Origin of the sequence: Methylobacterium durans (assembly GCF_003173715.1) — a bacterium.
Taxonomy (GTDB): Bacteria; Pseudomonadota; Alphaproteobacteria; order Rhizobiales; family Beijerinckiaceae; genus Methylobacterium; species Methylobacterium durans.
The window spans coordinates 1,925,231-1,947,878 of record NZ_CP029550.1 but is presented as its reverse complement, the minus strand read 5'-3'; the positions used below and the strand labels follow the sequence as shown (position 1 = coordinate 1,947,878).

General features: G+C 72.9%; 24 protein-coding genes and 3 pseudogenes. 15 read left to right on the top strand and 12 right to left on the bottom strand.

The window, feature by feature from the left end; genetic code table 11:
* The first annotated feature begins 224 nt into the window (after nt 1-224).
* Nucleotides 225-404 carry a hypothetical protein gene (locus tag DK389_RS09020; RefSeq protein ID WP_162560583.1) on the top strand — a complete coding sequence of 60 codons (180 nt, stop codon included), beginning with the start codon at nt 225-227 and terminating at the stop codon, nt 402-404.
* An 86-nt stretch (nt 405-490) separates the two neighbouring features.
* A complete protein-coding gene (locus DK389_RS32240) occupies nt 491-649 on the top strand; it encodes a hypothetical protein (protein ID WP_162560582.1) in 159 nt (52 codons plus the stop codon).
* Between the two features lie 121 nt (nt 650-770).
* On the opposite strand, the gene DK389_RS09015 is transcribed toward DK389_RS32240, so the two are convergent.
* Together DK389_RS09015 and DK389_RS09010 are read right to left on the bottom strand one after the other, a co-directional pair.
* Nucleotides 771-998 carry a hypothetical protein gene (locus tag DK389_RS09015; RefSeq protein WP_109888961.1) on the bottom strand — a complete coding sequence of 76 codons (228 nt, stop codon included), beginning with the start codon at nt 996-998 and terminating at the stop codon, nt 771-773.
* A gap of 175 nt (nt 999-1,173) precedes the next feature.
* Nucleotides 1,174-1,620: a DMT family transporter gene (locus DK389_RS09010; protein WP_109888959.1), complete on the bottom strand. Its 447-nt coding sequence runs from the start codon at nt 1,618-1,620 to the stop codon at nt 1,174-1,176.
* Nucleotides 1,621-1,743: 123 nt separating this feature from the next.
* Between DK389_RS09010 and DK389_RS09005 the strand changes: the two genes are divergently transcribed.
* Entirely contained in the window at nt 1,744-2,640 is an 897-nt protein-coding gene (locus DK389_RS09005; protein ID WP_109888958.1) for a LysR family transcriptional regulator, read from the top strand.
* 14 nt (nt 2,641-2,654) lie between these two features.
* Here the strand turns inward: DK389_RS09005 and DK389_RS09000 are convergent, their stop codons facing one another.
* Nucleotides 2,655-3,299 (bottom strand): DJ-1/PfpI family protein, encoded by a 645-nt coding sequence (locus tag DK389_RS09000; protein WP_418292049.1) that lies wholly within the window; start codon nt 3,297-3,299, stop codon nt 2,655-2,657.
* Between the two features lie 274 nt (nt 3,300-3,573).
* Between DK389_RS09000 and DK389_RS08995 the strand changes: the two genes are divergently transcribed.
* The 6 genes and pseudogenes from DK389_RS08995 (at nt 3,574) to DK389_RS34070 (ending at nt 9,284) form a co-directional block, all read left to right on the top strand.
* A complete protein-coding gene (locus tag DK389_RS08995) occupies nt 3,574-4,563 on the top strand; it encodes a CobW family GTP-binding protein (RefSeq protein WP_109888956.1) in 990 nt (329 codons plus the stop codon).
* Between the two features lie 115 nt (nt 4,564-4,678).
* Nucleotides 4,679-5,979: pseudogene (locus DK389_RS08990) on the top strand (O-antigen ligase family protein).
* 57 nt (nt 5,980-6,036) lie between these two features.
* Nucleotides 6,037-6,963, top strand: a complete 927-nt coding sequence (locus DK389_RS34085) for a GAF domain-containing protein (protein WP_236960754.1) — start codon at nt 6,037-6,039, stop codon at nt 6,961-6,963.
* A 318-nt stretch (nt 6,964-7,281) separates the two neighbouring features.
* A complete protein-coding gene (locus tag DK389_RS34080) occupies nt 7,282-8,712 on the top strand; it encodes a PAS domain-containing hybrid sensor histidine kinase/response regulator (protein WP_335645535.1) in 1,431 nt (476 codons plus the stop codon).
* Nucleotides 8,616-8,849 (top strand): annotated as a pseudogene (locus tag DK389_RS34075) (response regulator); the annotation flags it as partial. The gene DK389_RS34080 and the pseudogene DK389_RS34075, both read left to right, overlap by 97 nt.
* Before the next feature lie 6 nt (nt 8,850-8,855).
* Nucleotides 8,856-9,284 carry an Hpt domain-containing protein gene (locus DK389_RS34070; protein ID WP_236960942.1) on the top strand — a complete coding sequence of 143 codons (429 nt, stop codon included), beginning with the start codon at nt 8,856-8,858 and terminating at the stop codon, nt 9,282-9,284.
* A gap of 52 nt (nt 9,285-9,336) precedes the next feature.
* Here DK389_RS34070 and DK389_RS08980 read toward each other — a convergent pair whose 3' ends face one another.
* The 4 genes from DK389_RS08980 to maiA form a co-directional block, all read right to left on the bottom strand.
* Nucleotides 9,337-9,663, bottom strand: a complete 327-nt coding sequence (locus DK389_RS08980; protein WP_109888954.1) for a hypothetical protein — start codon at nt 9,661-9,663, stop codon at nt 9,337-9,339.
* 8 nt (nt 9,664-9,671) lie between these two features.
* A complete protein-coding gene (locus tag DK389_RS08975) occupies nt 9,672-9,983 on the bottom strand; it encodes an EthD family reductase (RefSeq protein WP_109888953.1) in 312 nt (103 codons plus the stop codon).
* An 81-nt stretch (nt 9,984-10,064) separates the two neighbouring features.
* Nucleotides 10,065-11,396 carry an NAD(P)/FAD-dependent oxidoreductase gene (locus DK389_RS08970; RefSeq protein WP_109888951.1) on the bottom strand — a complete coding sequence of 444 codons (1,332 nt, stop codon included), beginning with the start codon at nt 11,394-11,396 and terminating at the stop codon, nt 10,065-10,067.
* A gap of 103 nt (nt 11,397-11,499) precedes the next feature.
* Nucleotides 11,500-12,144, bottom strand: coding sequence for a maleylacetoacetate isomerase (gene maiA / locus DK389_RS08965; RefSeq protein WP_109888949.1), 645 nt, complete (start codon nt 12,142-12,144; stop codon nt 11,500-11,502).
* 218 nt (nt 12,145-12,362) lie between these two features.
* On the opposite strand from maiA, the gene dgcN reads away from it, so the two are divergent.
* Genes dgcN through DK389_RS08950 form a run of 3 tightly spaced genes read left to right on the top strand, consistent with a single transcriptional unit; the run spans nt 12,363 to nt 14,748 of the window.
* Nucleotides 12,363-13,388: an N-acetyltransferase DgcN gene (gene dgcN, locus DK389_RS08960; protein WP_109888947.1), complete on the top strand. Its 1,026-nt coding sequence runs from the start codon at nt 12,363-12,365 to the stop codon at nt 13,386-13,388.
* Entirely contained in the window at nt 13,385-14,380 is a 996-nt protein-coding gene (dgcA, locus tag DK389_RS08955) for an N-acetyl-D-Glu racemase DgcA (protein WP_109888945.1), read from the top strand. Before dgcN ends, dgcA begins: the two co-directional genes overlap by 4 nt.
* Before the next feature lie 56 nt (nt 14,381-14,436).
* Nucleotides 14,437-14,748, top strand: coding sequence for a BrnA antitoxin family protein (locus DK389_RS08950; protein ID WP_109888943.1), 312 nt, complete (start codon nt 14,437-14,439; stop codon nt 14,746-14,748).
* Between the two features lie 67 nt (nt 14,749-14,815).
* Here DK389_RS08950 and DK389_RS08945 read toward each other — a convergent pair whose 3' ends face one another.
* The 3 genes and pseudogenes from DK389_RS08945 to DK389_RS08935 form a co-directional block, all read right to left on the bottom strand.
* Nucleotides 14,816-15,157 (bottom strand): DUF1491 family protein, encoded by a 342-nt coding sequence (locus DK389_RS08945; protein ID WP_109888941.1) that lies wholly within the window; start codon nt 15,155-15,157, stop codon nt 14,816-14,818.
* An 89-nt stretch (nt 15,158-15,246) separates the two neighbouring features.
* Entirely contained in the window at nt 15,247-15,936 is a 690-nt protein-coding gene (locus DK389_RS08940; protein WP_109888940.1) for a peptidoglycan-binding domain-containing protein, read from the bottom strand.
* A gap of 18 nt (nt 15,937-15,954) precedes the next feature.
* Nucleotides 15,955-17,882 (bottom strand): annotated as a pseudogene (locus DK389_RS08935) (sensor histidine kinase).
* Between the two features lie 296 nt (nt 17,883-18,178).
* On the opposite strand from DK389_RS08935, the gene DK389_RS08930 reads away from it, so the two are divergent.
* From DK389_RS08930 to DK389_RS34945, 3 genes are all read left to right on the top strand, one after another.
* Nucleotides 18,179-18,469, top strand: coding sequence for a hypothetical protein (locus DK389_RS08930; RefSeq protein ID WP_109896181.1), 291 nt, complete (start codon nt 18,179-18,181; stop codon nt 18,467-18,469).
* Between the two features lie 81 nt (nt 18,470-18,550).
* On the top strand, nt 18,551-19,597 hold the full coding sequence (gene cydB, locus DK389_RS08925) for a cytochrome d ubiquinol oxidase subunit II (protein ID WP_109896179.1): 1,047 nt from the start codon (nt 18,551-18,553) through the stop codon (nt 19,595-19,597).
* Nucleotides 19,594-19,716 carry a hypothetical protein gene (locus DK389_RS34945; protein ID WP_257791936.1) on the top strand — a complete coding sequence of 41 codons (123 nt, stop codon included), beginning with the start codon at nt 19,594-19,596 and terminating at the stop codon, nt 19,714-19,716. The genes cydB and DK389_RS34945 overlap by 4 nt, the downstream gene beginning before the upstream one ends.
* Before the next feature lie 4 nt (nt 19,717-19,720).
* On the opposite strand, the gene DK389_RS08920 is transcribed toward DK389_RS34945, so the two are convergent.
* Nucleotides 19,721-20,842: a DUF2336 domain-containing protein gene (locus tag DK389_RS08920; RefSeq protein ID WP_109888938.1), complete on the bottom strand. Its 1,122-nt coding sequence runs from the start codon at nt 20,840-20,842 to the stop codon at nt 19,721-19,723.
* A gap of 112 nt (nt 20,843-20,954) precedes the next feature.
* The gene (locus tag DK389_RS08915; RefSeq protein WP_109888936.1) at nt 20,955-22,586 is read right to left on the bottom strand and encodes a heme biosynthesis protein HemY; all 1,632 of its coding nucleotides are present in this window, start codon (nt 22,584-22,586) and stop codon (nt 20,955-20,957) included.
* Nucleotides 22,587-22,648: the final 62 nt, after the last annotated feature.

The following is a 22,648-nucleotide window of genomic DNA, read 5'->3' as shown; positions in this document are numbered from 1 at the left end:
CGGCGGAAGGATCCTGGACGCCAGGTTCCGGCGGCCGTTCATCGGCCGGACAATCCAGCTTGCCGCCGCGCACGCGACACGAGACGCGCCGCGAGAAATTCCCGCCGCGCCTTCACGTCAGCGTGAACCATTTTCGATCTGCGCGATTAGCCTGGGTTAAGAGCAGCCTCCTGCTCCCCCTGTCCGTCATGACGAGGCTCCTGTGGCCCGACACCTGCGAGATCATGATCAAGAGTGACCCTCATCCGCCCTCGCTCGGCTCGGCCTTCGACGCCGTGTTGCACGGCGTCGCGCAGGGCCTCCAGGGCATGTTTCCGCCCGTCGAGCACGCGCGCCCGCCAGCGCTCGACGACGATCAATCGCAGGAGCCCGACGACGTCACGGTCGAGCCCGCGCACGACTGAGAGCCCCGTCGGCAGCCGCACCGCGCTCGCGGCGATGGGATCAAAGGGACCTGCGTCGCCGTTGGGTTCGAACGGAGGATGCCACCATGGAAATCTCACCTTTCGCGCGCCTCGACCGGGTTCGCCTGCCTGACGGACGCGTCGGCGCGGTCGTCGGCGTCTGGAATCTCGGGGAAGCCTACGACGTGCACGTCGGCGACGCCCTTGAGACGTGGTCCGCCGACGATCTGGCGCCGGCCGACTAGGCAAAGGTCCATCCGCCACCTCCCGTTCCGGGCGCCGTCGTGCGCCCGGAACGGGGCGAGGGCATCCCCGCGAGGTTTCCGTCTGATCGAGCGCCGCGGGCGATCGGGGTCTTCAGCCGCGTCAGTTGCTGCCCGGGTAGCGGGGCTCGCCGCACGGCTTGTGCGGGTGGGAGCCGGCCTCCAGCGCCCGCACCCGACCCTGCGCGATGTAGGCGCGCAGGCGCGCCACATGCGCGACGGCCTCGTGCGCCATGCCGCCCGGCCCCTCCGGAGCATGCGCGGCGAGGCGCCGCACCTCCGCCAGCTTAGCGTCCCGCTGCTGCCGCTCGAACTCCAGAATGGCGCTCATCCCTCTCCCTCTCCTGTCGGCCGAACGGGCCGCTCCTGCCGTTTCAAGGGTGCATAGCCGAATACGTTCCTGCTCGCGCTCCGGGCGAACCCTCCGGCGAGCAGCATCCGACGCAATCCACAGCCGCCTTGCCACAGCCGCCTTGCCACAGCCGCCTTGGGCGCCAGGCCAGGCTTCAGCGCCGGATCAGGATCACCCCGCCGATCAGGAGGGCGACGCCGAGGAGCCGCGGCGGATCGAGCGCGCGCTGCGCGAGGCCGAGCCAGCCGAAATGATCGACGGTGACCGAGGCGAGCATCTGCCCGGTGACGAGGAGCGCGATGAACGTCGCGGCCCCGAGCTGCGGCACGAGAAGGATGGCGAGGCCGATGAAGATCGCGCCGAACAGGCCGCCGCTCCAGGCCCACCAGGGGATGCGCGCCGCCACGCTCGCGGAGGGGAGAGGGTCACGCAGGGCGAGCGCCAGCAGCGCCATGCAGGCGACCCCGACGAGGTAGCTCGTGAAGCCCGACCATGCGGCCGAGTTCAGGGCCGTCCGGAGGTTCGCGTTCAGCACCTGCTGCACGACGATGCTGACGCCTGCGAGGATTGCGAGGGCGAGGGAGAGCAGGGTGGGGAGCATCGGGTTCCCTGTCGGGTTGCGTTCGCCGCGGCGCCCGGCACGCGCCGGTCCAGCGCGCCTTGACAAGCATCGCCGGCCCATGCCGTCAAATGCCGCATCGTTCGATCTCCATGCAGATCCGGCATGCTGAGCCCGGCCCATCTCGACCTGTTCCGCGCCGTGCTGCGCCACGGCGGCATGACGCGGGCCGCCGCCGCGCTCGGCATCGGCCAGCCCCATGTCAGCCGCGCGATCGCGCAGCTCGAGGCGGATCTCGGCTTCCGCCTGTTCGTGCGCGGCCACGGCAGCGCCGTGCCGACGCGGGAGGGGGAGGCCTTCGCGCGCGAGGTCGAGCAGACCTATGCCGGGCTCGATCACCTCCGCCACGCGGCCCGTCAGATCCGCGAGCTCGGCACCGGGCCGCTGCGGGTCGCCTGCCAGCCCTCGCTCGCCGCCCGCCTGCTGCCGCGCGCCGTCCGGCGCCTCGGCGCCGAGAGGCCGGGCGTCCGCATCGCCGTCCACGTGCCGAGTCCCGACACGATCTGGTCGTGGGCCGCCTCGGGGCAGTGCGACCTCGGCCTCGTGCGGCCGCGCTCCGGCTACGCGAGCGTGACGGCCGAGCCCTTTCTCACGGTCGATGCGGTCTGCGCGCTGCCGCGGCGGCACCCTTTGGCGGCCAAACGCACGATCACGGTGCAGGATCTCGCGGGCGAGCCGCTGATCGGAGGCACACCAGGCGTGTTTCAGGAGGCGGTCGAGGAGCGGTTCGCGCGGGCCGGGATCGAGCCCCGCTTCGCCCTGACCGCCCAGTACACGGCCGCGCGCTGCGGGCTCGTGGCGGAGGGGCTCGGCCTCGCCATCGTCGATCCGGTGCCGGCCCGCGAACTCGGATCCCTGCCGATCGTGCTGCGCGCGTTCGCGCCGCGCCTGCCGATCGAGACGCTGCTGGTCCGGCCGGCGGGACGGCCGCCCGGGACCCTCGCGGAGCGCCTCGTCGTCCACCTGAACGCGGAGCGCGACGCGCTCCTCTCCGGAGGGTGAGCGGCGGCCCCGCCTCAGGGGCCCGCGACCGCCCGCGCGGCGGCCTCGGACTCCGCCGCGAGGGTGGCGAGGATCGCCGTCGCCGCCCGCGTCACGGCCGGGCCCGCCGCCTCGGGCGTGCCGGACCGGAAGGCGGGGGCGGGCGCGTATTCGGCCACGAGCTGGCTCGTGCGCGCGTAATCCTCCCCCCGCAGGCGCGCCGCGAGGGCGAGGGCGAGGTCGAGCCCGGCCGAGACGCCCGCGGCGGTCACGCGGTCGCGGTCGAACACCACGCGCTCCGCCGCCGGCACGGCGCCGAGCAGCGGCAGCACCCGGTCGCGCACGCACCAATGCGAGGTGGCCCGGTAGCCCCGCAGCAGGCCGGCCGCGCCGAGGATCAGCGAGCCCGTGCACACGCTGGCGACCCAGCGGGCGCGGGCCGCCCGCGCCCGCAGGAAGTCCAGGGTCGCGGCGTCCCGCATCTGGGCCGGGGTGCCGTCGCCGCCCGGCACCAGCAGCACGTCGAGATCCTCGGGGCAGCCGGAGAAGCCGGTCGTGGCCAGGAGGCTGACGCCGGTGTCGCTGGCGACCGGCCCGGCGGACGCGGCGACGAGGTGGAGGCTGCCGGGGGCGAGGCCGGCGAGCAGCGCCTGCGGGCCGATCACGTCGAGGGCGGTCATGCCGGGAAACAGCAGGATCGCGACGCGCACGGGCGCTCCGTCCGGGGCGCGGCGGGCTCGGGCCCGGCGAGGCTCCAGCCCGGCCGCGGGACGAGCAGGCCCCCGGCGGCGAGGAGAGCGGCGGCGGCGTCGCGTCTGCTGATCACGGGCAGGCTCCCTGCGGTGCGGCCCGGCCCGGCACGCCTTCCATCCGGACCGGCTGACACAATATAACAGCTCTGCCCAGCCCGACCCGCGCGTTCGCAGGGCGCGCCTCCTGCACCGAAGAGCTGCCATGTCCGACGTCGCGACCGAGTCCGCCGCCAGCGCCAAGATCCCCGTGACCGTGCTCACCGGCTATCTCGGCGCCGGCAAGACGACCCTCCTCAACCGGATCCTCACGGAGAACCACGGCAAGCGCTACGCCGTCATCGTCAACGAGTTCGGCGAGATCGGCATCGACAACGACCTCGTGGTGGGCGCCGACGAGGAAGTGTTCGAGATGAACAACGGCTGCGTCTGCTGCACCGTCCGGGGCGACCTGATCCGCATCATGGACGGGCTCGTGAAGCGGCGCGGCAAGTTCGACGCGATCATCGTCGAGACCACGGGGCTTGCCGACCCGGCCCCCGTCGCCCAGACCTTCTTCGTCGACCAGGACGTGGGCGACGCCGCCCGCCTCGATGCGGTGGTGACGGTGGCCGACGCCAAATGGCTGTCCGACCGCCTGAAGGACGCGCCCGAGGCCAAGAACCAGATCGCCTTCGCGGACGTGATCCTGCTCAACAAGTCCGACCTCGTCGCGCCCGCCGACCTCGACCGGGTCGAGGGCGAGATCCGCGCCATCAACCCCTATGCCGAACTCCACCGCACCCAGAATTGCGCGGTGCCCCTCGAGGCCGTTCTGGAGCGCAACGCCTTCGACCTTGGCCGCATCCTCGACGTGGAGCCCGAATTCCTAGAGGAGGGCCACCACCATCACCACGATTCCGAGATCCAATCGATCTCGGCGAAGGTCGACGGCCCGGTCGACCCCGAGACGTTCATGCCCTGGATCTCGAACCTGACCCAGGAGCAGGGGCCGGACATCCTGCGCTGCAAGGGCATCGTGGCCTTCCCGAACGAGCCGAAGCGCTTCGTCTTCCAGGGCGTCCACATGATCCTCGACGGCGACGTCCAGGGCGATTGGGGGGCCGACGAGGCCCGCGTCTCACGTGTCGTCTTCATCGGCCGCAACCTCGACGCCGAGGCGATCCGGGAGGGGTTCCTGGCCTGCAGGGCGTGAGCGGCGCGCCCTCCTCCCCGCGGAGAGGGGAGGGCCGTCAGCCGAATATCAACCCTTTCCGGCCAAGCTCCCCTGAGCCGGGCCGGCGTATCGGGCCCGCGGAGTCGCGTGCCCCATGGCGTCCACCCTCGCCCCGCCGGCCGCCGGCGCGATCCTCGCCGGCCCTCCGAGCGCCGGGGCCCTCTCCACCCGCGGCGCCTGGGCGGGCGTGCCTGTCCTCGCCGCCCTGCGGGGTCTCGCGGGCGCCCTGCTCGCAGCCTTCATCTTCTTCGCCTGCTTCGCCTTCTCGGAGACCTCGCCCTACGACGTGGTGGCGATCCCGACCATGCTGCTCTGGGCCTGCCTCGGCCTGCGCCTGCACCGGGGCGTGCTGCCGCTCGCGTCCCTCCTCCTCCTCTATCTCGTCGCCATCGCCGCCGCGCTGATCCCCTATCTCAACGAGCCGGTGCCCCTCACCTGGACGATCCAGCTCGCCTATCTCGTCGCCACCTGCCTGTTCTTCGCGATGCTGTTCGCGGACGAGACGACGGCCCGCATGGAGCTGGCGCTGAAGGCCTACACCGCGAGCTGCGTGTTCTCGGCCTCGCTCGGCATCGTCGGCTACCTCGACCTCCTCGGCATCGAGGACCTGTTCTACAAGTACGGCCGGGCGTCTGGCACCTTCCAGGACCCGAACGTGTTCGGCTCCTTTCTCACCCTCGGCGCCCTCTACCTGATGCACGGCCTGCTCACGGGCAGCGTGCGGCGCCCGGTCGTGGCGCTCGCGGCCCTGCTCGTCGTCCTGGCGGGCATCTTCCTCTCGTTCTCCGCGGCTCCTGGGGCGGCAGCGCGGTCGCGGTCGGCGTCATGGTCGCCTCCGTCTACGCGGGCGCTCCGCGCCTGCGCCGCCGCATCGTCGGCCTGACGCTGCTCACCGCGCTCCTCGGGATCGTGGCGATCCTGGCGCTCCTCTCCGTCGACCACGTGGCGCAGATGTTCGAGACGCGCGCCGCCATGACCCAGTCCTACGACGAGGGCGAGACCGGCCGCTTCGGCAACCAGCTCCGCGGCCTGAACATGCTCGTCGCGATGCCGATGGGGATGGGGCCGATGCACTGGCGCCTGACCTTCGGGCTGGAGCCGCACAATTCCTACATCGGCAGCTTCGCCAACGGCGGCTGGCTCGGCGGCACCGTCTTCATCGGCCTCGTCCTCGCGACGGGCTTCGTGGGGTTCCGGCTGATGCGGCTGGATTCGCCTCACCGGGCCCATGCCCAGATCGTCTGGCCGGCCCTCCTGATGTTCTTCGTCCAGGCCGTCCAGATCGACATCGAGAAGTGGCGCCACGTCTACATGATGCTCGGCATGGTCTGGGCGCTGGAGGCGGCGCGCCTGCGCTGGCACGCGGATCGCGTTTCTCGCGCACGTGTGTGCTGATTTCCGCCGCAGGTCCCGGCACAGGATGCGCGTTCGGAGACCAGAGTGATTCGGGGCGTGAGGGTGGAGACGCGGTTGCACGGCGAGGCGGAGCGCCTCGCGGCCCTGCACGAATTGCAGATCCTCGACACGCCCCCGGAGGCGCATTTCGAGGCCGTCTGCCGCACCGCCGAGCGCCTGTTCGGGGTCAGCGCGGCCTACGTCTCGCTCATCGACGCCGACCGGATGTGGCTGAAGACCGAATGCGATCTGGTCCCGGGCGAGGTGCCCCGCGCCACGAGCGTCTGCCACCACACGATCCAGACCGATGCGGTCCTCGCCGTCCCGGATCTGCAGGGCGATCCGCGCTTTCGCGACAACCGGCTGATCCGCGAGAGAAACCTGCGCTTCTACGCCGGCGCGCCCCTGATCCTCTCCGAGGGCATCCGGGTCGGCGCTCTCTGTATCCTCGATCCGGAGCCCCGGGACTTCCCGGACGCGGATGCCGCCGCGCTCGCCGACCTCGCCGCGATCGTCGTGGCGCATCTGCGCCTGCACGGGACGAATGCCCGACACCGCGCGGAGGTCGAGGCCCGCCTCGCCCACGAGGCGCTGATCGCCGAGCAGGCCGGCGAGATCGCGCGGCGCGAGCAGGTGCAGGCCAACGCGAACCGGCTCCTGACCATGGCCGAGCAACTCGCCAATATCGGCCATTGGCGGGTCGATCTGCCCGACGGCCAGCCCGTCTGGTCGGAGGGGCTCTACCGCATCACCGGCCGCGACCCGGGCAGCGCGCCGCCCCATCTCTCGGTCTTCGCCGAACTCTATCACCCGGACGAGCGGGCTCGCCTCGTCGCCCTGGTGGAGGGCGCCATCGCGCGGGGGAGGATTTCGCGTTCGAGGCGCGGATCCGGCGACCGGACGGGACCTGCCGCAACGTGGTCGTGCGCGGCACCTGCCGGGCGGACGCCACCGGCGCCACCGAGAGCCTGTTCGGCATCCTGATCGACGTCACCGAGCGGCGCCGCGCGGAAGCCGAGCTGCGCCGGAGCGACACCCGCTACCGCAGCCTCGCCGACACGCTGCCGCTCCTCGTCTGGACGATGCGCTCGGCGGACGGGGAGGCGACCTACGCCAATCCCTGCTTCGAGGCCTATTACGGCCCCCTCGGCACGGCCCGCACCGACCGGATCGCCCGCAACCACCCGGAGGACGCGTCGGCCATGGAGGCCGCGTGGCGCCGCGCCGTCGCCACGGGGAGGGGTTCTCGGGCAGTGGCGCCTGCGCCGGCACGACGGCGCCTACCGCTGGCACAAGCTCGCCATGACGCCGGTGCACCACCAGGGCGAGGAAGGGGCCGCGGTCGAGTGGCTCGGCACCGCCCTCGACATCGACGACATCGTGACCGCCCGGATTGCCGAGGAGGCGGCGCAGGATCTCCTGCACATCGCCCTCGAGGCCGCCGATGCCGGCACCTGGGACTGGGACATGCACGCCGGCGTCAGCGTCCTGTCGCCCGAGAGCCTGCGGATGTACGGGCTGCCCGATCTGGGGCGGGCGCGCGGGCTCACCACCGCCGAATGGACCGCCCTGCTGCACCCGGACGACGCGCCGCAAGCCTGGGATGCGATCCGCCGCGCCATCGACACCCGCACCACCTACGCCACCGAGTACCGGGTCGGCGAGCGCTGGATCTACGCCCGCGGCCGCACCCTGTTCGACGCGCACGACCAGCCCTACCGCATGGTCGGGCTGCATCTCGACATCACCGAGCGCAGGAACGCGGAGGCGGCTTTGCGCGCCGCCACGGCGGAGGCCGAGCGGGCGAGCGCGGCCAAGAGCGAGTTCCTCGCGGCGATGAGCCACGAGATCCGCACGCCGCTGAACGGCATCCTCGGCTACGCCGACCTCCTGCTCGACGAGCCGAATCTCAGCGCGGAGAGCCGGCGGCGCCTGGAACTCGTGCAGGATTCCGGGACCGCGCTCCTCACCGTCGTCAACGACATCCTCGACTTCTCGAAGATCGAGGCCGGCCAACTCACCCTCGATCCCGTGCCCTTCCCGCTCCTGCCCCTGATCGACAGCACGGTCTCGATCGTGCGGGGCGGCGCCCTCAAGAGCGGGCTCCGGATCGAGGCCCATTTCGATCTCGCCCTGCCGCACTACGTCGTCGGCGATCCGCAGCGCCTGCGGCAGGTCCTGCTCAACCTCCTCAACAACGCGGTGAAGTTCACGCCCGCCGGCTCCGTCGCCCTCAAGGTGCGCCACGGCGGCGGCGGGCCGGCGGGCGAGAGCCTGCGCTTCGAGGTGACGGATACGGGCATCGGCATCGCGCCCGCGCATCAGGGCCGCCTGTTCAAGCGCTTCAGCCAGGTCGACGGCTCGATCAGCCGCCGCTTCGGAGGCACCGGCCTCGGCCTCGTGATCTGCCGCCACATCGTGACGCTGATGGGCGGCGAGATCGGCGTCCAGAGCCGCGAGGGGGCGGGCTCCACCTTCTGGTTCACCCTGACGCTGCCGCGCAGCGACGCGGCCCGGGCGAGACGGCCCAGCACGCCGCGCACGCGGCGCCCGCCCGGGAGGCGGCGCCGCTGCGCATCCTCCTCGTCGAGGACGTGCCCATCAACCGGGAGCTGGCCCGCTCGGTCCTCGAGGCGCAGGGATTCTCGGTCGAGGTGGCCGGGGACGGCGCGGAGGCGGTGGCCGCCGTGGAGGCGGAATTCACGGCCGGCACGGGCTACGATCTCGTCCTGATGGACGTGCAGATGCCGGGCATGGACGGCCTGACCGCGACGCGCCGGATCCGGACGCTTCCCTCGCCCGCCCGCGGCGTGCCCATCGTCGCGATGACGGCGAACGTCCTGCCCCAGCAGATCGCGGCGCTGCGCGAGGCGGGCATGGACGACCATGTCGGCAAGCCGTTCCGCCGGGCCGACCTGCTCGCGACCATCGCCCGCTGGGCCGGTCCCGGCCGGCGCGCGGACGAGCCGGACCCCGCCGAGGCGGCGCGGCCCGACCGGAGCGCGCTCGCCGCGCTGGAGGAGAATATCGGCCCGGTCCGCCTCAACGGCCTCTTGTCGCTGCTCGCGGGCGAACTCGGCGAGCGCTTCCGCCCGGGCGAGACCGACCGCGCCCAGATCGCCCATGACGCCCACGCCATGGTCTCGGCGGCCGGCGTCCTCGGCTTCACCGGGCTCTCGGCTTTGTGCCGGGAGATCGAGGCGGCGGCCAATTCCGGCGCCGACCTGTCCGCCTCGCTCAGCCGCCTGGAGACCCTGCGGACGGCGACCCTCGCCGCGATCCGCGACCTGCAGGCGGCCGCCTGAGGAGATTCCGGCGCCTGTCCCGCGCTCCTTGCGCCCGGGACAGAAGGGTGGATCAGCCGGCCGCGGGCCCCGGGGCCGTCTCGTCCTCCTCCGGTTCCGGATCGGCCGTCCAGGCCGTCGCGAAGGCGGCGAGGTGCTGCGCGTTCGCGAAGGCCAGCACCGTCACCGTGCGCTCGGCCGGCACGCCGCCGGGATAGGGCGCGAGCAGGACCGTCTCCCGCGAGAGGCGGGCGCCGGGCGCCCGCTCCGCGATCCAGGCGTCCGCCTCCGGGTTCAGATGCTCCGCGTCGGCGAGCGCCCGGGAATCGGGGCGCAGCACGATGATGGTGGAGCCCAGCGCGGGGTTGCGCTCCTGGATCTGCTTGATGATGTCGATCATGCCCGCGTCTATTCCGGGAAGTCGTTGAGCTGCACCACCGGCTGCACGTCGGTGAATTTCGGGATGTCGCCGAAGATCTCGTCCCCGTGCCGGTCGACCGCCGCCTTGAAGGCCTCTTCCGAGTCGAAGGTGAGGAGCGCCATCACCTGATAGGGGGCGGGTTTCCCGTCCGGGGTGCCGGTGCCGCGCACGATCTTGGCCTCGTGCAGGCCGAGCGGCCGCCAGCGCTCGCGCACCAGCGGCATGTGGTGGCCGAGATAGTAACCCATGTCGAAGGTCGTGCCGGCGCCGCCCGGATACATGACGCTGATCAGGATCATGGTCGTTTCCTCGTGGTCGCGCCGGTCCGTGCCGGCGCGCTCACGACAGATAGGGCGGGACGAAGAGGGGGAGGAGCGCGCTCAGTGCAGCTTCACCCGCGGCTCGGTGCGCCGGGTCAGGGCGCGGGCCAGCGCGTCGAGGGCGGTCTTCCAGGTGCCGTGCAGCGCCTGCTCATGCATCTTGTAGAGCGAGCGGTACATCATCCGGGCGAACAGCCCGGCGATGAACATGTTCTTCCCCTGGATGAAGCCCATCAGGTTGCCGACCGTCGAGTACTCGCCGAGCGACACGAGCGAGCCGAAATCCCGGTACTTGAAGGGCGGCAGCGCCCGGCCGGCCATCTTGTTCGGGATCTGCTTGATCAGGTAGCTCGCCTGCTGGTGGGCGGCCTGGGCGCGCGGCGGGATCGGGGTGTCGGAGCCGGGCTCCACGAGGTAGGCGCAGTCGCCGATCGCGAAGATGTCCGGGTCGCGCGTCGTCTGCAGGGTCGGCGTCACGACGAGCTGGTTGGTGCGCGTGGTCTCGAGGCCGCCGATCTCGTGGAGGAAGGGCGGCGCCTTCACGCCGGCCGCCCAGACCACGAGCTCGGAGGGGATGAAGCCGCCGTCGGCGAGCTGCACCCCGTCCGCCCGCACCTCGGTGACGCGGGCGTTCGTGCGCACCTCCACGCCGATCTTGCTGAGGAGGGTCATCACCTCGCCCGAGAGCCGGGCGGGCACCGCGGGCAGGATCCGCTCGGCCGCCTCGACCAGGGTGATCTTGAGGTCCTTGGCCGGGTCGATCCGGTCGAGGCCCGTCGAGGCGACCTGGCGGGTGGTGCGGTGGAGCTCGGCGGCGAGTTCGGTGCCCGTCGCGCCGGCGCCGATCACGGTGACGTGGAGCTGGCCTGGCCGCACCGGCCCGGTCTGCGTGTGGGCCCGCAGCATCGCGTTGATCAGGCGCTGCTGGAAGCGGATCGCCTGGTCCTGCGTGTCGAGGGCGATGGCGTGCTCCTTCACCCCCGGCGTCCCGAAATCGTTGGTGGTCGAGCCCACCGCCATCACCAGCGTGTCGTAGGCGATCGACCGCACGGGCGTGACCTCGCGCCCCTCAGCGTCGAGGCTCGCCGCGAGCTGGATCGTGCGGCTGCCCCGGTCGAGCCCCGTCATCTCGCCGATCCGGTAGCGGAAATGGTGCTCGTGGGCGTGGTGCAGGTAGTCGACGGCGTGGTGGCCGACGTCGAGGCTGCCCGCCGCCACCTCGTGCAGGAGCGGCTTCCAGATGTGGGTCCGCGCCCGGTCGACCAGGGTGACGTGCGCCTTGCGGCGCCGGCCCAGCTTCTCGCCGAGCTTCGTCGCGAGCTGGAGCCCGGCGGCGCCCCCGCCGACGACCACGATCCGGTGCAGCCCAACCTCGTTCTCGCCCGGTACCATACGCTCTCCCGTCCCCTCTGCGCGGCCGTCGCGGCCGCGCCGCCAACGCGGTGCCAGCCTAGGCACGAGTTTGAGAAAAATTCCAATCCCGCGGCGTCGCGCCTCAGGCCGGTGCGCCCGGCTGGCGCAGCGGGTGGGCCTTCGCGAAGGCGTCCTCGGCGAGGCAGGCCTCGGCGATGCGCCGCACCGTCGGGTAGGGCTCCTGCGCGACGCCGAAGATGCCCGTGCCCACCCAGAGGCTCACGAGGCAGAGATCGGCGTGGCTGACCCGGTCGCCTTGGCAGTAGCGACCGGTGCCGTCCTCGGTCGAGAGGCGGGTCTCCAGGACCGTCAGCCCCGTCTCGAAGGCGTGGCGCACGAAGCCCATCATCCGCTCCTTGGGCAGATCGTAGGCCTGCATCAGGTAATTGCGCACTCGCGGCACGTAGAGCGGGTGGGTGTCGCAGGCGACGACCTGCGCCAGCGAGCGCGCCCGGGCGCGGGCGCGGGGCTCCTCCGGGAGCAGCGGCACCGCGGGATGCGTCTCCTCCAGGTAGTCGAGGATCGCCAGCGACTGCGTCAGCGGCGGCCCCTCGCCGTCGAACAGGGCCGGCACCGCCCCCTGCGGGTTGATCCTGCGGAAGTCCGGCGCGTGCTGCTCGCCCGCGTCGAGGTCGATGAAGGTTTCCTCGTAGGGGATGCCCTTGAGGTTGAGCGCGATCCGCACCCGGAAGGCGGCGGCCGAGCGCCAGTTGCCGTACATCTTCATGCGGGATCGCGATCTCCACCGGCGCCCGGGATCCGGGACGTTTCGGCAGGTCCGGATTGCCATCTTGCCGCCCGCGGCTCAAGCGGCGCGCGCGCGAATCTGCGTTTCCGCCCCGCTCCACCCGGACGGGCTGGCCGGCAACCTGCATTGGCCTTCGCGCGCCGATCCCGCATAGAGGCGGGGACGCCGCCGCGGGCGTCCTCGGGCGAGCGAGACCGATGCAGATCGACACCCCCTACCTGATGTTCCTCGGCGACGTGCCGGACCATCTGGCCGCCAAGACCGCCTACGGCATCGCCGATTGGCGCCCGGATTGGTGCGTCGGGCAATTGCGCCTGCCCGGCTGCGCGGCCGATCTCGATATCCCGGACCTGACGCTCGCCGAGGCCGTGGAGCGCGGCTGCCGCACGATGGTGATCGGCGTCGTCAACGCGGGCGGGGTCCTGCCCGATCACTGGGTGGCCGAGATCGTCGCGGCGCTCGAAGCCGGCCTCGACGTGGCGAGCGGCCTGCACGTGCGCCTCGGCTCCGTCCCGGCCATCGCGGCGGCCGCGAAGGCCCGCGGCCGCCGCCTCCACGACGTGCGCCACACCACCGAGAGCTTCGCCACCGGCAAGGGCACGAAGCGGCCGGGCCTGCGCCTGCTCACCGTCGGCACGGACTGCTCGGTGGGGAAGAAGTACACGGTCCTGGCGCTGGAGCGCGGCATGCGCGCCCGCGGCCTCGACGCGGAGTTCCGCGCCACCGGGCAGACGGGCGTCTTCATCTCGGGCCGTGGCGCCGCGATCGACGCGGTGGTGGCCGATTTCATCTCGGGTGCCGTCGAGTGGATCTCGCCCGCCGCCGACCCGAACCACTGGGACTTGATCGAGGGACAGGGCTCCCTGTTCCACCCCTCCTTCGCGGGCGTCAGCCTCGGGCTGTTGCACGGGGCGCAGCCGGACGCCTTCGTGGTCTGCCACGAGCCGACGCGCACGACGATGCGCGGCGTCGAGCATCCGCTGCCGACGATCGCCGCGGTGATCGACATGACGATCCGGCTCGGCCGGTTGACCAATCCCGGCATCCGCCCGGTCGGCATCGCCGTGAACACGCAGGCCCTGTCCGAGGACGAGGCGCGCCGCACCCTGGACGCGATCGCGGCCGAGCACGATCTTCCGGCAACGGACCCAGTGCGCTTCGGGGTCGACGGCCTCGTCGACCGCCTCGTCGCCGAATTTCCCGCCGCAGGAGCGTCCGCTTGAGCCGCCGCCTCTCCGTCGCCGTCGAGCGCTTCCCGATCGCGGGGGCCTTCACCATCGCCCGCGGCAGCCGCACCGAGGCCGTGGTGGTGGTGGCGAGCCTCGCCTGCGAGGAGGGCGAGCGGACCGTCACGGGCCGGGGCGAGTGCGTCCCTTATGCCCGCTACGGCGAGACGCCCGAGAGCGTCGCCGACCTTCTCGCGGCGCAGGCCGAGGCGGTGGCCGCCGGCCTCACCCGCACGGACCTCATGGAGCGGATGCCGGCGGGCGCGGCGCGCAACGCCCTCGACTGCGCCCTGTTCGATCTCGAGGCGAAGCTCGCCGGACGCCCGGCCTGGGAGATCGCGGGCCTCCCGGCGCCGGCGCCCGCCACCACCGCCTATACGCTTAGCCTCGGCAGCCCGGAGAGCATGGAGGCGGCCGCTCGCGCCGCGTCGTACCGGCCCCTCCTCAAGGTGAAGCTCGGCGGCGAGGGCGACCCGGAGCGGATCGCCGCCGTGCGCCGGGGCGCGCCGGATGCCCGCCTGATCGTCGATGCCAACGAGGCGTGGCGCGAGGCGACCTTCGCGGCGAACCTCGCGGCCTGCATCGAGGCCCGTGTCGGCCTGATCGAGCAGCCCCTGCCCGCGGGCGAGGACGATCTCCTCGCCCGGATACAGCGCCCGATCCCGATCTGCGCCGACGAGAGCCTGCACGATCGCGCCGGCCTCGACGCGGTGGCCGAGCGCTACGACGCCATCAACATCAAGCTCGACAAGACGGGCGGGCTCACCGAGGCGGTGATGCTCGCCCACGAGGCGCGGGCGCGCGGCCTCGCCCTGATGGTCGGCTGCATGGTCGGCACCTCGCTCGCCATGGCGCCCGCCATGCTGCTCGCCCACCACGCGGCCTATGTCGACCTCGACGGCCCCCTGCTGCTCGCCCGCGACCGGGAGCCCGGCCTCGTCTTCGAGGGCAGCACGATCCATCCGCCGCAAGCCGAGCTGTGGGGGTAAGGAGCGTTGGAGGTTCAGCCTGCGCCGGGCTGGTCGCGCTGAGAGGAGGTTGTACGTTGATCGAACGTGATCGTTTGCCGCCGACGCTCATTGACACTGAGGAGGCCGCACTTCGGGCTGGTATCGCGTCGGATCCCGATAATCCGGAATGGATCGAGGGCGACTTCCGGCGCGCGAGACCCGTTGCCGACGTCTTTCCCGATCGGGCGGCGAGGCTGCGCAAAACACAGGACGCGCCGATACAGCAACGGGTAGGCCTGGCCATCGATCGGGATGTGCTCGATCGCTTCAGGGCAACCGGCCCCGACTGGAAGAAGCGGATGAATGCCATCCCGCACGAGGCGGCCGAAGACCTGCCCACCGCCTGAATTCTGCTAACGGATTCGGTTCACGTTCCTCATCCCCCGTCAGTCGGCTTGAGCCACTACTGGTTGATCACTCCGCCAGATCCAGGAAATGCCGGCCCGCCCGGTCGTCGATCTCGATGATCCAGAGGTCCCCGTCGAAGCGGGCCTCCCGGGCGAGGCGCTCCTCGACGGCGGGGGGCTCTGCGCCCGCCAGGAGCGGCGCGAAGCGCCGGTCGCCCGAGGTCTCGGCGTCGAACAGGGCCTGGGGCGCCGGGCCGTAGAGGTCGGCCGTGCCGTCGAGGCGGTCGACCTTCACGAAGATCGCGCCGGCCTCGGCCGCGCCGCGGCGGCGCAGCACCGCCGGGATGCCCGCGACGTCGAGGCGCCGGATCTGGGCCGAGACGAAGAAATCGGAGCGCAGGCGCGGCATGGTCTCCCTCGCGAAAGGCGATCGGCAGAGCCTCCCGCATGCGCGAGGCGGCGCGTCCTGGCAACCGCAGGATCGCCCGCGAACGAGGCTCAGCCCGGAGGCAATCCGGATCGCGCGGCGAGTTCGCGCAGGGTGCGGCCTGCGGCCTCGCCCTTCACCGGCAGCTTGCGGTCGCGCTCGAACTTCTCGATCGCCGCTCGGGTGTTCGTGCCCATCATCCCGTCCGCCTTCAACGGGCCGTAGCCGAGCTTCAGCAGGGCGCGCTGCGCCTGCATGACCGAGCGGTCCGCCTTCGCGTCGGCTTTGGGGGACACCGAGGCGGTGGTGGTCTCGTCCGAGCGGATCAGGTCGCCGATCGGGTCGCGCTTCGGCGCGGCCTCGGCGGCCTTCGCCGCGGCGCGCGGCGCCTCCTTCGGCGTCTCGGCGGCGGCGAGGGCCTTGTCCGGGGCGGGCCTCTCGGCCGGAGCCGCCCTCTTGGCGGGCGCTTCCGCCCGCGTCGCGACCTTCGGCAGGATCGGCGCGGGGTGGCGGCCCTGCTGCAGGCCGAGCGCGTTCACCGCGACGTAGGCCGCGGCGGCGATCGCGGCGAGCGAGCCCGCCATCTCGCCCGGATGGCGCCGGCAGAGGCCGCCGAGCCCGCGGGCGAAGGCAGAGAGCGCGGCGCGCATCTCGCCGGGCGGCGGCGGGCTCCCGGCGCGGCGGCGGGCGCCGGCCGGAGGCCGGGTTTCGCCGGCGACGATGATCTCGCGGGTGTCCCGCGGTCTCGGGCTGTCGCGCATCCTGTCCTCGTCCCTCGCTCAACCCGCTCGCCGCAGCGGGGGCGCCACCCGGCCGACCGCCTCGGGAAGGCCGATCGCCTCCGCCGGCGCCGGCCCGGTCTCGAACAGGCCGAGCGGCAGCCGCACCAGGGCGGCCTCGGCCCGGACCGGCACCCGGCGGCGGACCGCGGTGGTGATGGGCGCGGGCGCCCCGCCCGGATTGCCGCGGCGGCAATCGCGCGGCAGCGTCACGGTGACGGTGGTGCCCTCGCCCTCGGCGCTCTCGATGGCGATGGTGCCGCCGTGCAGGCCGACGAGACCCTGCACCACGGAGAGGCCGAGGCCGGTGCCCTCGTGGGCTCGCTTGTAGCCGCCGCCGCCCGCCTGGAAGAACGGGGTGCCGAGATGCGGCAGGTCCGCCTCGCGGATGCCGGCGCCGGTGTCGCTGACGACGACCTGGAGCTGCTGGCCGCTCGGGCGCAAGCCCACCTCGACCCGGCCGCCGGCCCCGGTGAACTTCACGGCGTTGGAGATCAGGTTGATCATCATCTGCCGGCAGGCGCGCGGGTCGGCGGTGATCTCGGTGACCCCGGCGGCGCTGCTGCGGACGATCGTCACGCCCACCGCGTCGGCCTTGAGCTGCATCAGGTCGCAGCAGGTCCGCAGGAGGGCGGCGGCGTCGATCGTCTCGGGCTGGTAGTCGAAATTGCCACTCTGGATGCGGCTCATGTCGAGCAGGGTGTTGACGACGTCGAGGAGGTGCTGGCCGGACGCGCCGATGATGCCCGCATATTCCCGCGCCCGCTCCGGCCCGAGCGCCACCGCGCCCTCGCCGGAGAGCACCTCGGAGAAGCCGATGATGGCGTTGAGCGGCGTGCGCAGCTCGTGGCTGACATTGGCGAGGAAGCGGCTCTTGACCGCGTCGGCGCGCTCGGCCTCGGCCCGGGCGCGCTCCAGCTCCGCCGCGTGGCGGCGGTGCTCGGAGACGTCGCGGGTGACGGCGACCACGGTCGGCGGGCTTCCCGCCTCCTCGCCCGCGATGCGGTGGGCGCGCATCTCGGCGTGGATCATCCGGGCGCCGTCCTCGCGGACCGCGCCGGGCTCCAGGTGCAGGCGGAAGGGGACGGTCGCGGGCCGGCCGAGGACGGCCACGTCGCTGATCGCCTGCAGGAAGGCGGGCCGGTCGGCGACGTGGACCCGGTCGAGCAGGCCGTGGCCGCGCAGGCGCAGGGCGTCGGTGCCGACGAAGCGCGCGGCCGAGGCGCTCGCCTCCAGCACGCGGCCGTTGCAATCGTGCCAGGTCACGAGGTCGTCGATCGCCGAGAGCAGCATCCGGTCGCGGGCCTCGTTGTCGCGCATCCGCGCGCGCCACTTGCCCTCGTTGCGCATGTGCTCCAGCGCCTGCGCCGCCACATGGCCGATCGCCGTGATGGCGAAGACCGGCATCGCGATCTCGGCCGACCAGCCGACCGTCGGGCCCCGGCCGCGAAGCCGCCGCCGAAGGCGACCGCGAGGGCGCCGAGCATGGCGAGGATGGCCGCCGCCGCCGTCGCCCGGCGCGAGCCGGAGACCACCGCCTCCAGCGGGACCGCTACGAGCCAGATCGCGGCGGCCGAGTTCGCGCCGCCGGTCATGCCGGCCACGCACACGACGAGCCCGGTCAGCCCGGCGGAGGAGAGGGCGTGCGCGCTCCAGAGCGAGCCGGTGCGCGACAGGAGAAGGGCGGAGAAGAGCGGCAGGAACAGGCTTGCGATAGCGAGCGCCTCGATGCCGGACGGGACGCCGCGCCAGAGGAGGTAGGGCGGCAGCGCCGCCATCATCACCGCGCCGGTCGCGAGCCGGGAGACGAGGAACCGCTCGTGCCGGAAGCGCACGCCGGGATCGTCGATCACCGACTCGTGGACGAGGCCGGCGAGGCGCGCGTCGACGAGCGAGGTCAGGGCTGTGTGGATACGCAATACAGGCACGCGCAGCGCGTAATAGCCGTCCCGGCCTTTCCGCGCCCCTTCGCTCAACTTCACACGACTGAGCCAGACGTTCGCAGAGGCGGCTTAAGCGAGTGTTGCGGGAGACCCACCGAACCTCCGCGGATGCTTTCCGCAAGGTAACCGCCCGCGCCGCGCGGCCGCCCCGAAACGGGGAGGGGGCCGCCCGTTCACCATGCGGGCGGATTCTCCGGGCGCCTTGAGCCCCGCTTCACCAATCGCGGCAAACCATGCGCGTGGACGGGCCGCGGATGCGGCCGGGCGAGGAGGCCGCTGCCATGTCGTTCCTTCTGCGCGCCGCGCTGGTGATCGGCACGCTCTCCTACTTCGCCCTGCGCAAGGACGGGGCGGCGCCGGTCCCGCCCGCGGCCGCCCCGCTCGCCGGCTCCGTGCCCGCGCTCGCCGAGGCTCTGCCCGCCGCCTTCCAGGCGCTGCCGGCCGAGGCCCGCGAGCGGATCGCCCGCGAGGGGCTCGCCGAATTGTCGCGTCGCCTGTCCGTGCCGCCCTCGCAGGACACCCTCGCGGAGGCCGACCGGCGCCCGGCCTGGCGCGGCGCGGAGGCGCGCTGAGACGCGTCCGCCATCTTGGCGGATCCGCGCCCGCGCGTTTAGGGTTGCCCCGAGGCGATGCCGGAGCGGGGCGAGGTGGGCATGTTCGGGTTCGGCATGGAGTACGAGGGCGCGGCCTTCTGGTTGCCCCTGGTCTGGTCGGCCCTGCTGGCGCTCGCGGTCGCCATGTACGTGGTGATCGACGGGTTCGATCTCGGCGTCGGCATCCTCTTCACCGCGGCCGAGCGGGGCAATTGGCGGGACCGGATGATGCTCTCGGTCGCCCCGATCTGGGACGGCAACGAGACCTGGCTGGTGCTCGGCGGCGGCGGCCTGTTCGCGGTGTTCAGCGTCGCCTACGCCATCCTCCTGCCCGCGCTCTACCTGCCGCTGATCCTGATGCTGATCGCCCTGATCTTCCGCGGCGTCGCCTTCGAGTTCCGCTTCAAGGCCAACAAGTCGCAGCCGATCTGGGACTACGCCTTCCATTACGGCTCGCTGGTCGCGACCTTCGCGCAGGGCATGGTGCTCGGCGCCTTCGTCCAGGGCTTCCGCGTCGAGGGGCGCGGCTATACCGGCGGCACCTTCGACTGGCTCACCCCCTTCAGCGTGATGACGGGGATCGGCCTCGTCTGCGGCTACGGGCTCCTCGGCGCCACGTGGTGCGTGATGAAGACCTCGGGCGAGCTCGAGATCTGGTCCCGCCGCAAGAGCAAGCAGTTCCTGGCCGGCACCATCCTGTCGATGGCGATCGTCTCCGCCTGGGTGCCCTATCTCGGCCTCGACATCCAGTGGCGCTGGTTCTCCTGGCCGAACCTGCTCTACGTGGCGCCCGTGCCCGTGGTCACGGCCTTCGTCTGCTGGCGCATCTTCCAGACCCTCGACGAGGGCCGGGAGGTCGCGCCCTTCCTCCTCTCGATCGCCCTGTTCCTGCTCGGCTTCCTCGGGCTCGCCATCAGCCTGTTCCCCTACATCGTGCCGCCGAAATTCACGATCTGGCAGGCGGCGAACGCGGTGAGCGCCCTGCAATTCGCCCTGATCGGCTATTCCGTGGTGATGCCGCTGACCCTGGCCTACACGGCCTACGCCTACTGGGTCTTCCGCGGAAAGGTCGCCGAGGACATCCAGTCCGGCGGCTACGGGCATTGAGCGCGGCGCGCCCGCGGGGGAAGGGGAGCCGGGCCCTCTGGTTCGTGGCCTTCTACGCCGCGAGCCTCCTCGTCTTCACCGGGCTCGTCTATCTCCTGCGCGCGATCGTGCGGGGGTAGGCGCTCACGAGCTCTTGCGCACCCGTCCCGGCAGGGCGGGGCGCAGCGGCGCGCGCTCGGCCGCGGCCGGCCGGGCCTTGCCCGAATCCGGCGCGTGGTAGGGCCGGTGGGCGTCGGGCGCGGCGGCCCGGTCCTTGAGGGGCGCGTCGAGGATGTCCGAGAGGAGGTCGCGGGCGGCGGCGCGGGGGACGGTGCGGAACAGGCGCACCAGCTCGAAGACGCGCTCGGCCGAGCGCGCCACGGTCTCGTTGAGCGTCAGGAAGACGTAGACCGCCTCCTCCTCGTGGAGATCGGCCGCGCGGAGCGCCAGCGTCAGCAGGTCGTAGCGGCTCGCCGGATCGGGGGCGGCCGCGAGGAAGTTCGCGGGCAGGCCGAGGAGGTCGCCCAGCGCCGCGACGAAGCCGCCGACATCCTGGCTGGCCGACAGGCCGGTCAGGATGGCGCCGGCCTCGCGGGGCGGGGGCGGGCAGGGGCGCAGGGCGGCGGTGGCCGCGACCGCCGCCGCGATGGCTTCCCGGCGCGGGGCGTCGGCGTGCAGGTAGAGCGGCGCCACCTCGGCCGGGGCGAGATCGGGCCGGGCGAGGAGCGCCGCGGCGAGGTCCGGGTTCTTGCGCGCCCGGCCCAGCAGGCGGGCCACGGCCTCTCCGGAGAGCGGGGTGCCGGTGTTCTGCGCGAGCGCGAGGTCGACGGCGGGGTCGGCGCGCCCGGCGAGGTCGGTGGCCGTGGCGCGGCCGAGATCGGTGCGGGCGGCGAGCGCCGGCCCCATGTCGGTGCCGTCGGCCTCCGCCGCCTCGATCAGCGGCGTCGTCAGGCGCGGCACCCGCGCCACCACGATGTCCCGCACCGCGCCGCCGCGGCGGGCGAGGCTGAGGAGCACCGGCTCCGGCGTCTCGGGGAAGGGGGCGAGCTTGCGCGCGACGATGGCGGCGGTGTCGTCGTCGACGGTGGGGATCAGGCCGCAGGCCAGGGACGCGAACGCCTCGGTCGCCGCCCGGTCCCGCCGCGCCGCCTGCAGGAACAGGTCTGTCTGAACCCGCAGGACCACGGGTTTCAGGTCGAGATGCTCGATGCGCGACAGTTCGATGAGCCCGGACAGGTCCGGCGCATCGTCGGCGGATGAGGGCATGGCACTTCGGGTACGCGGAACTAGAGTAACCGAAGGCTAAGCGCGTTGCGTGAATCGACCTTTAAGCCCTGGCGCGGGGCGGCGTCCCGCCCTGCGCCAGACTGGGCCGGCCTCAGCCGAAGCGGCGGGCCTTCGCCTCGGCCTCCTCGGGGCCGGCGCCGGGATCGTCGGGGGAGCGCGGCAGCGGCAGCACGACGGGATTCGGCGTGCCGGCAGCGAGCGGCGCGGCGATCTCCGGCTTCGGGCCAGCCGGCTTCGCAGCGTCGGCCCTGGCCAGTTCGGCCTTCGCCGCCGCGGGGGTGCCCGCCGCCGCGGCGGGCGCCGGTGCGGCCGCCGCGGGCGGCGCGATCGGCGCGGCCGGACGGCTCTCGCCGCGGTCGTCGAGGTCGCCCGTCACGTCGTCGCCCTTGAACGCATCCTTGCCCTCGCCCGTGCCATCCCCCTTGGCGGGGCCGGCCAGCAATTCCGTCGGCGCCTTCCACTCGAAGGCGTCGAGGCGCCCGCTCACCGGCGAGATCGGCGCCCAGGTCTCGGAAGCGATCCCGTCCGCGATCCAGAGCGGGTCGCGGGGCGCGTGGGCGGCCCGGCCCAGCCACTCGCGGGCGCGGCCGGAGCCGGCGCCGTGCTCGGCCTCCTCGATCCGGGCCATCATCAGGCAGGCCCGCACGGTCGGGCGGTCGTTGAGGAGCGGCTGCAGCGCCTCGCGGGCCTGCCCGAACTCGCGCGCCTCGTAGGCGGTCTGGGCCAGGGCGAGGCGCGCCTCCGGGTGCCAGGTCGAGAGCTTGGCGAGCGTCTCGGCGCGCGACAGCCGGTCGCGCACGGAATCGCCCGTGCGCAGGTTCAGGTAGACCTTGGCGAGATCCGGGTGCGGGTTCGCCTTCCAGGCGGCCTCGACGATCTTGGCGGCCTTGCGCAGCTCGCCGGTGCGGGCGAGGAGCCGGCCGGCGATGGCGGCGGCGGGGACGAGGTCGGGCGCGAGCTTGACGGCCTTCAGCGCGCGCTCGGTCGCGATCTCGGGCTCGCCCGCCTCGCGGGTCTGGGCCGAGGCGGTGAGCAGCACGGCGCGCTGGCGGCGGGCGGAGGTCTTCTCGATCAGGCCGAGCGAGGAGCGCCGCTCCACGGTCTCGAGGGCGCCGGCCCAGTCGCCGTCGGCGCATTGCGCCTCCAGCACGGCCTCGTTCGCCCAGGTGACGCTCGGCGCGAGGCGCGCGGCCTCGGTGGCGTAGGCGCGGGCGGCGGTCTCGTCCTCGCGGCGGCGGGCCTCGACGAACAGGCCGCGCAGGCCGAGCACCCGCGTCTCGGGATCGTTCACCATGCGCTGGAAGGCCTGCTCGGCGGCTTCCCGGTCGCCGGAGATCTGAGCGGCCTGCGCCTTCAGGAGCAGGGCCAGCGGCTCGGCCCCGAGCAGGCGCTCGGCGTCGCCCGCGTGGCGGCGGGCGGCCAGCGGATCGCCGGAGCCGACCGCGACCATGCCGCGGGAGAGGGCCGTGAAGCCCTTGGCCCGGCGCCGCTCCCGCGAGCCGCGCACGACGCTGCCCGGGAGGCTGATCACGCCCCGGACGATGGCCCAGATGAAGCCGATCACCAGGGCGGCGATCAGCACGCCGACGAGGGCGATGGCGAGGCTGGTGGCCACCTCGTAGCCGTTCCAGACGATGGTGACCGTGCCGGGCCTGTCGGCGATCCAGACCGCCCCGAAGGCGGCGAGGGCTAGCAGGGCCAGGAAGGCGAGGGCGCGCCACATGGGATCGGGAACTCCTGTCAGGCGCCTGCGAGAGGCTCGTCAACGCGTGGAACACGGGTGAG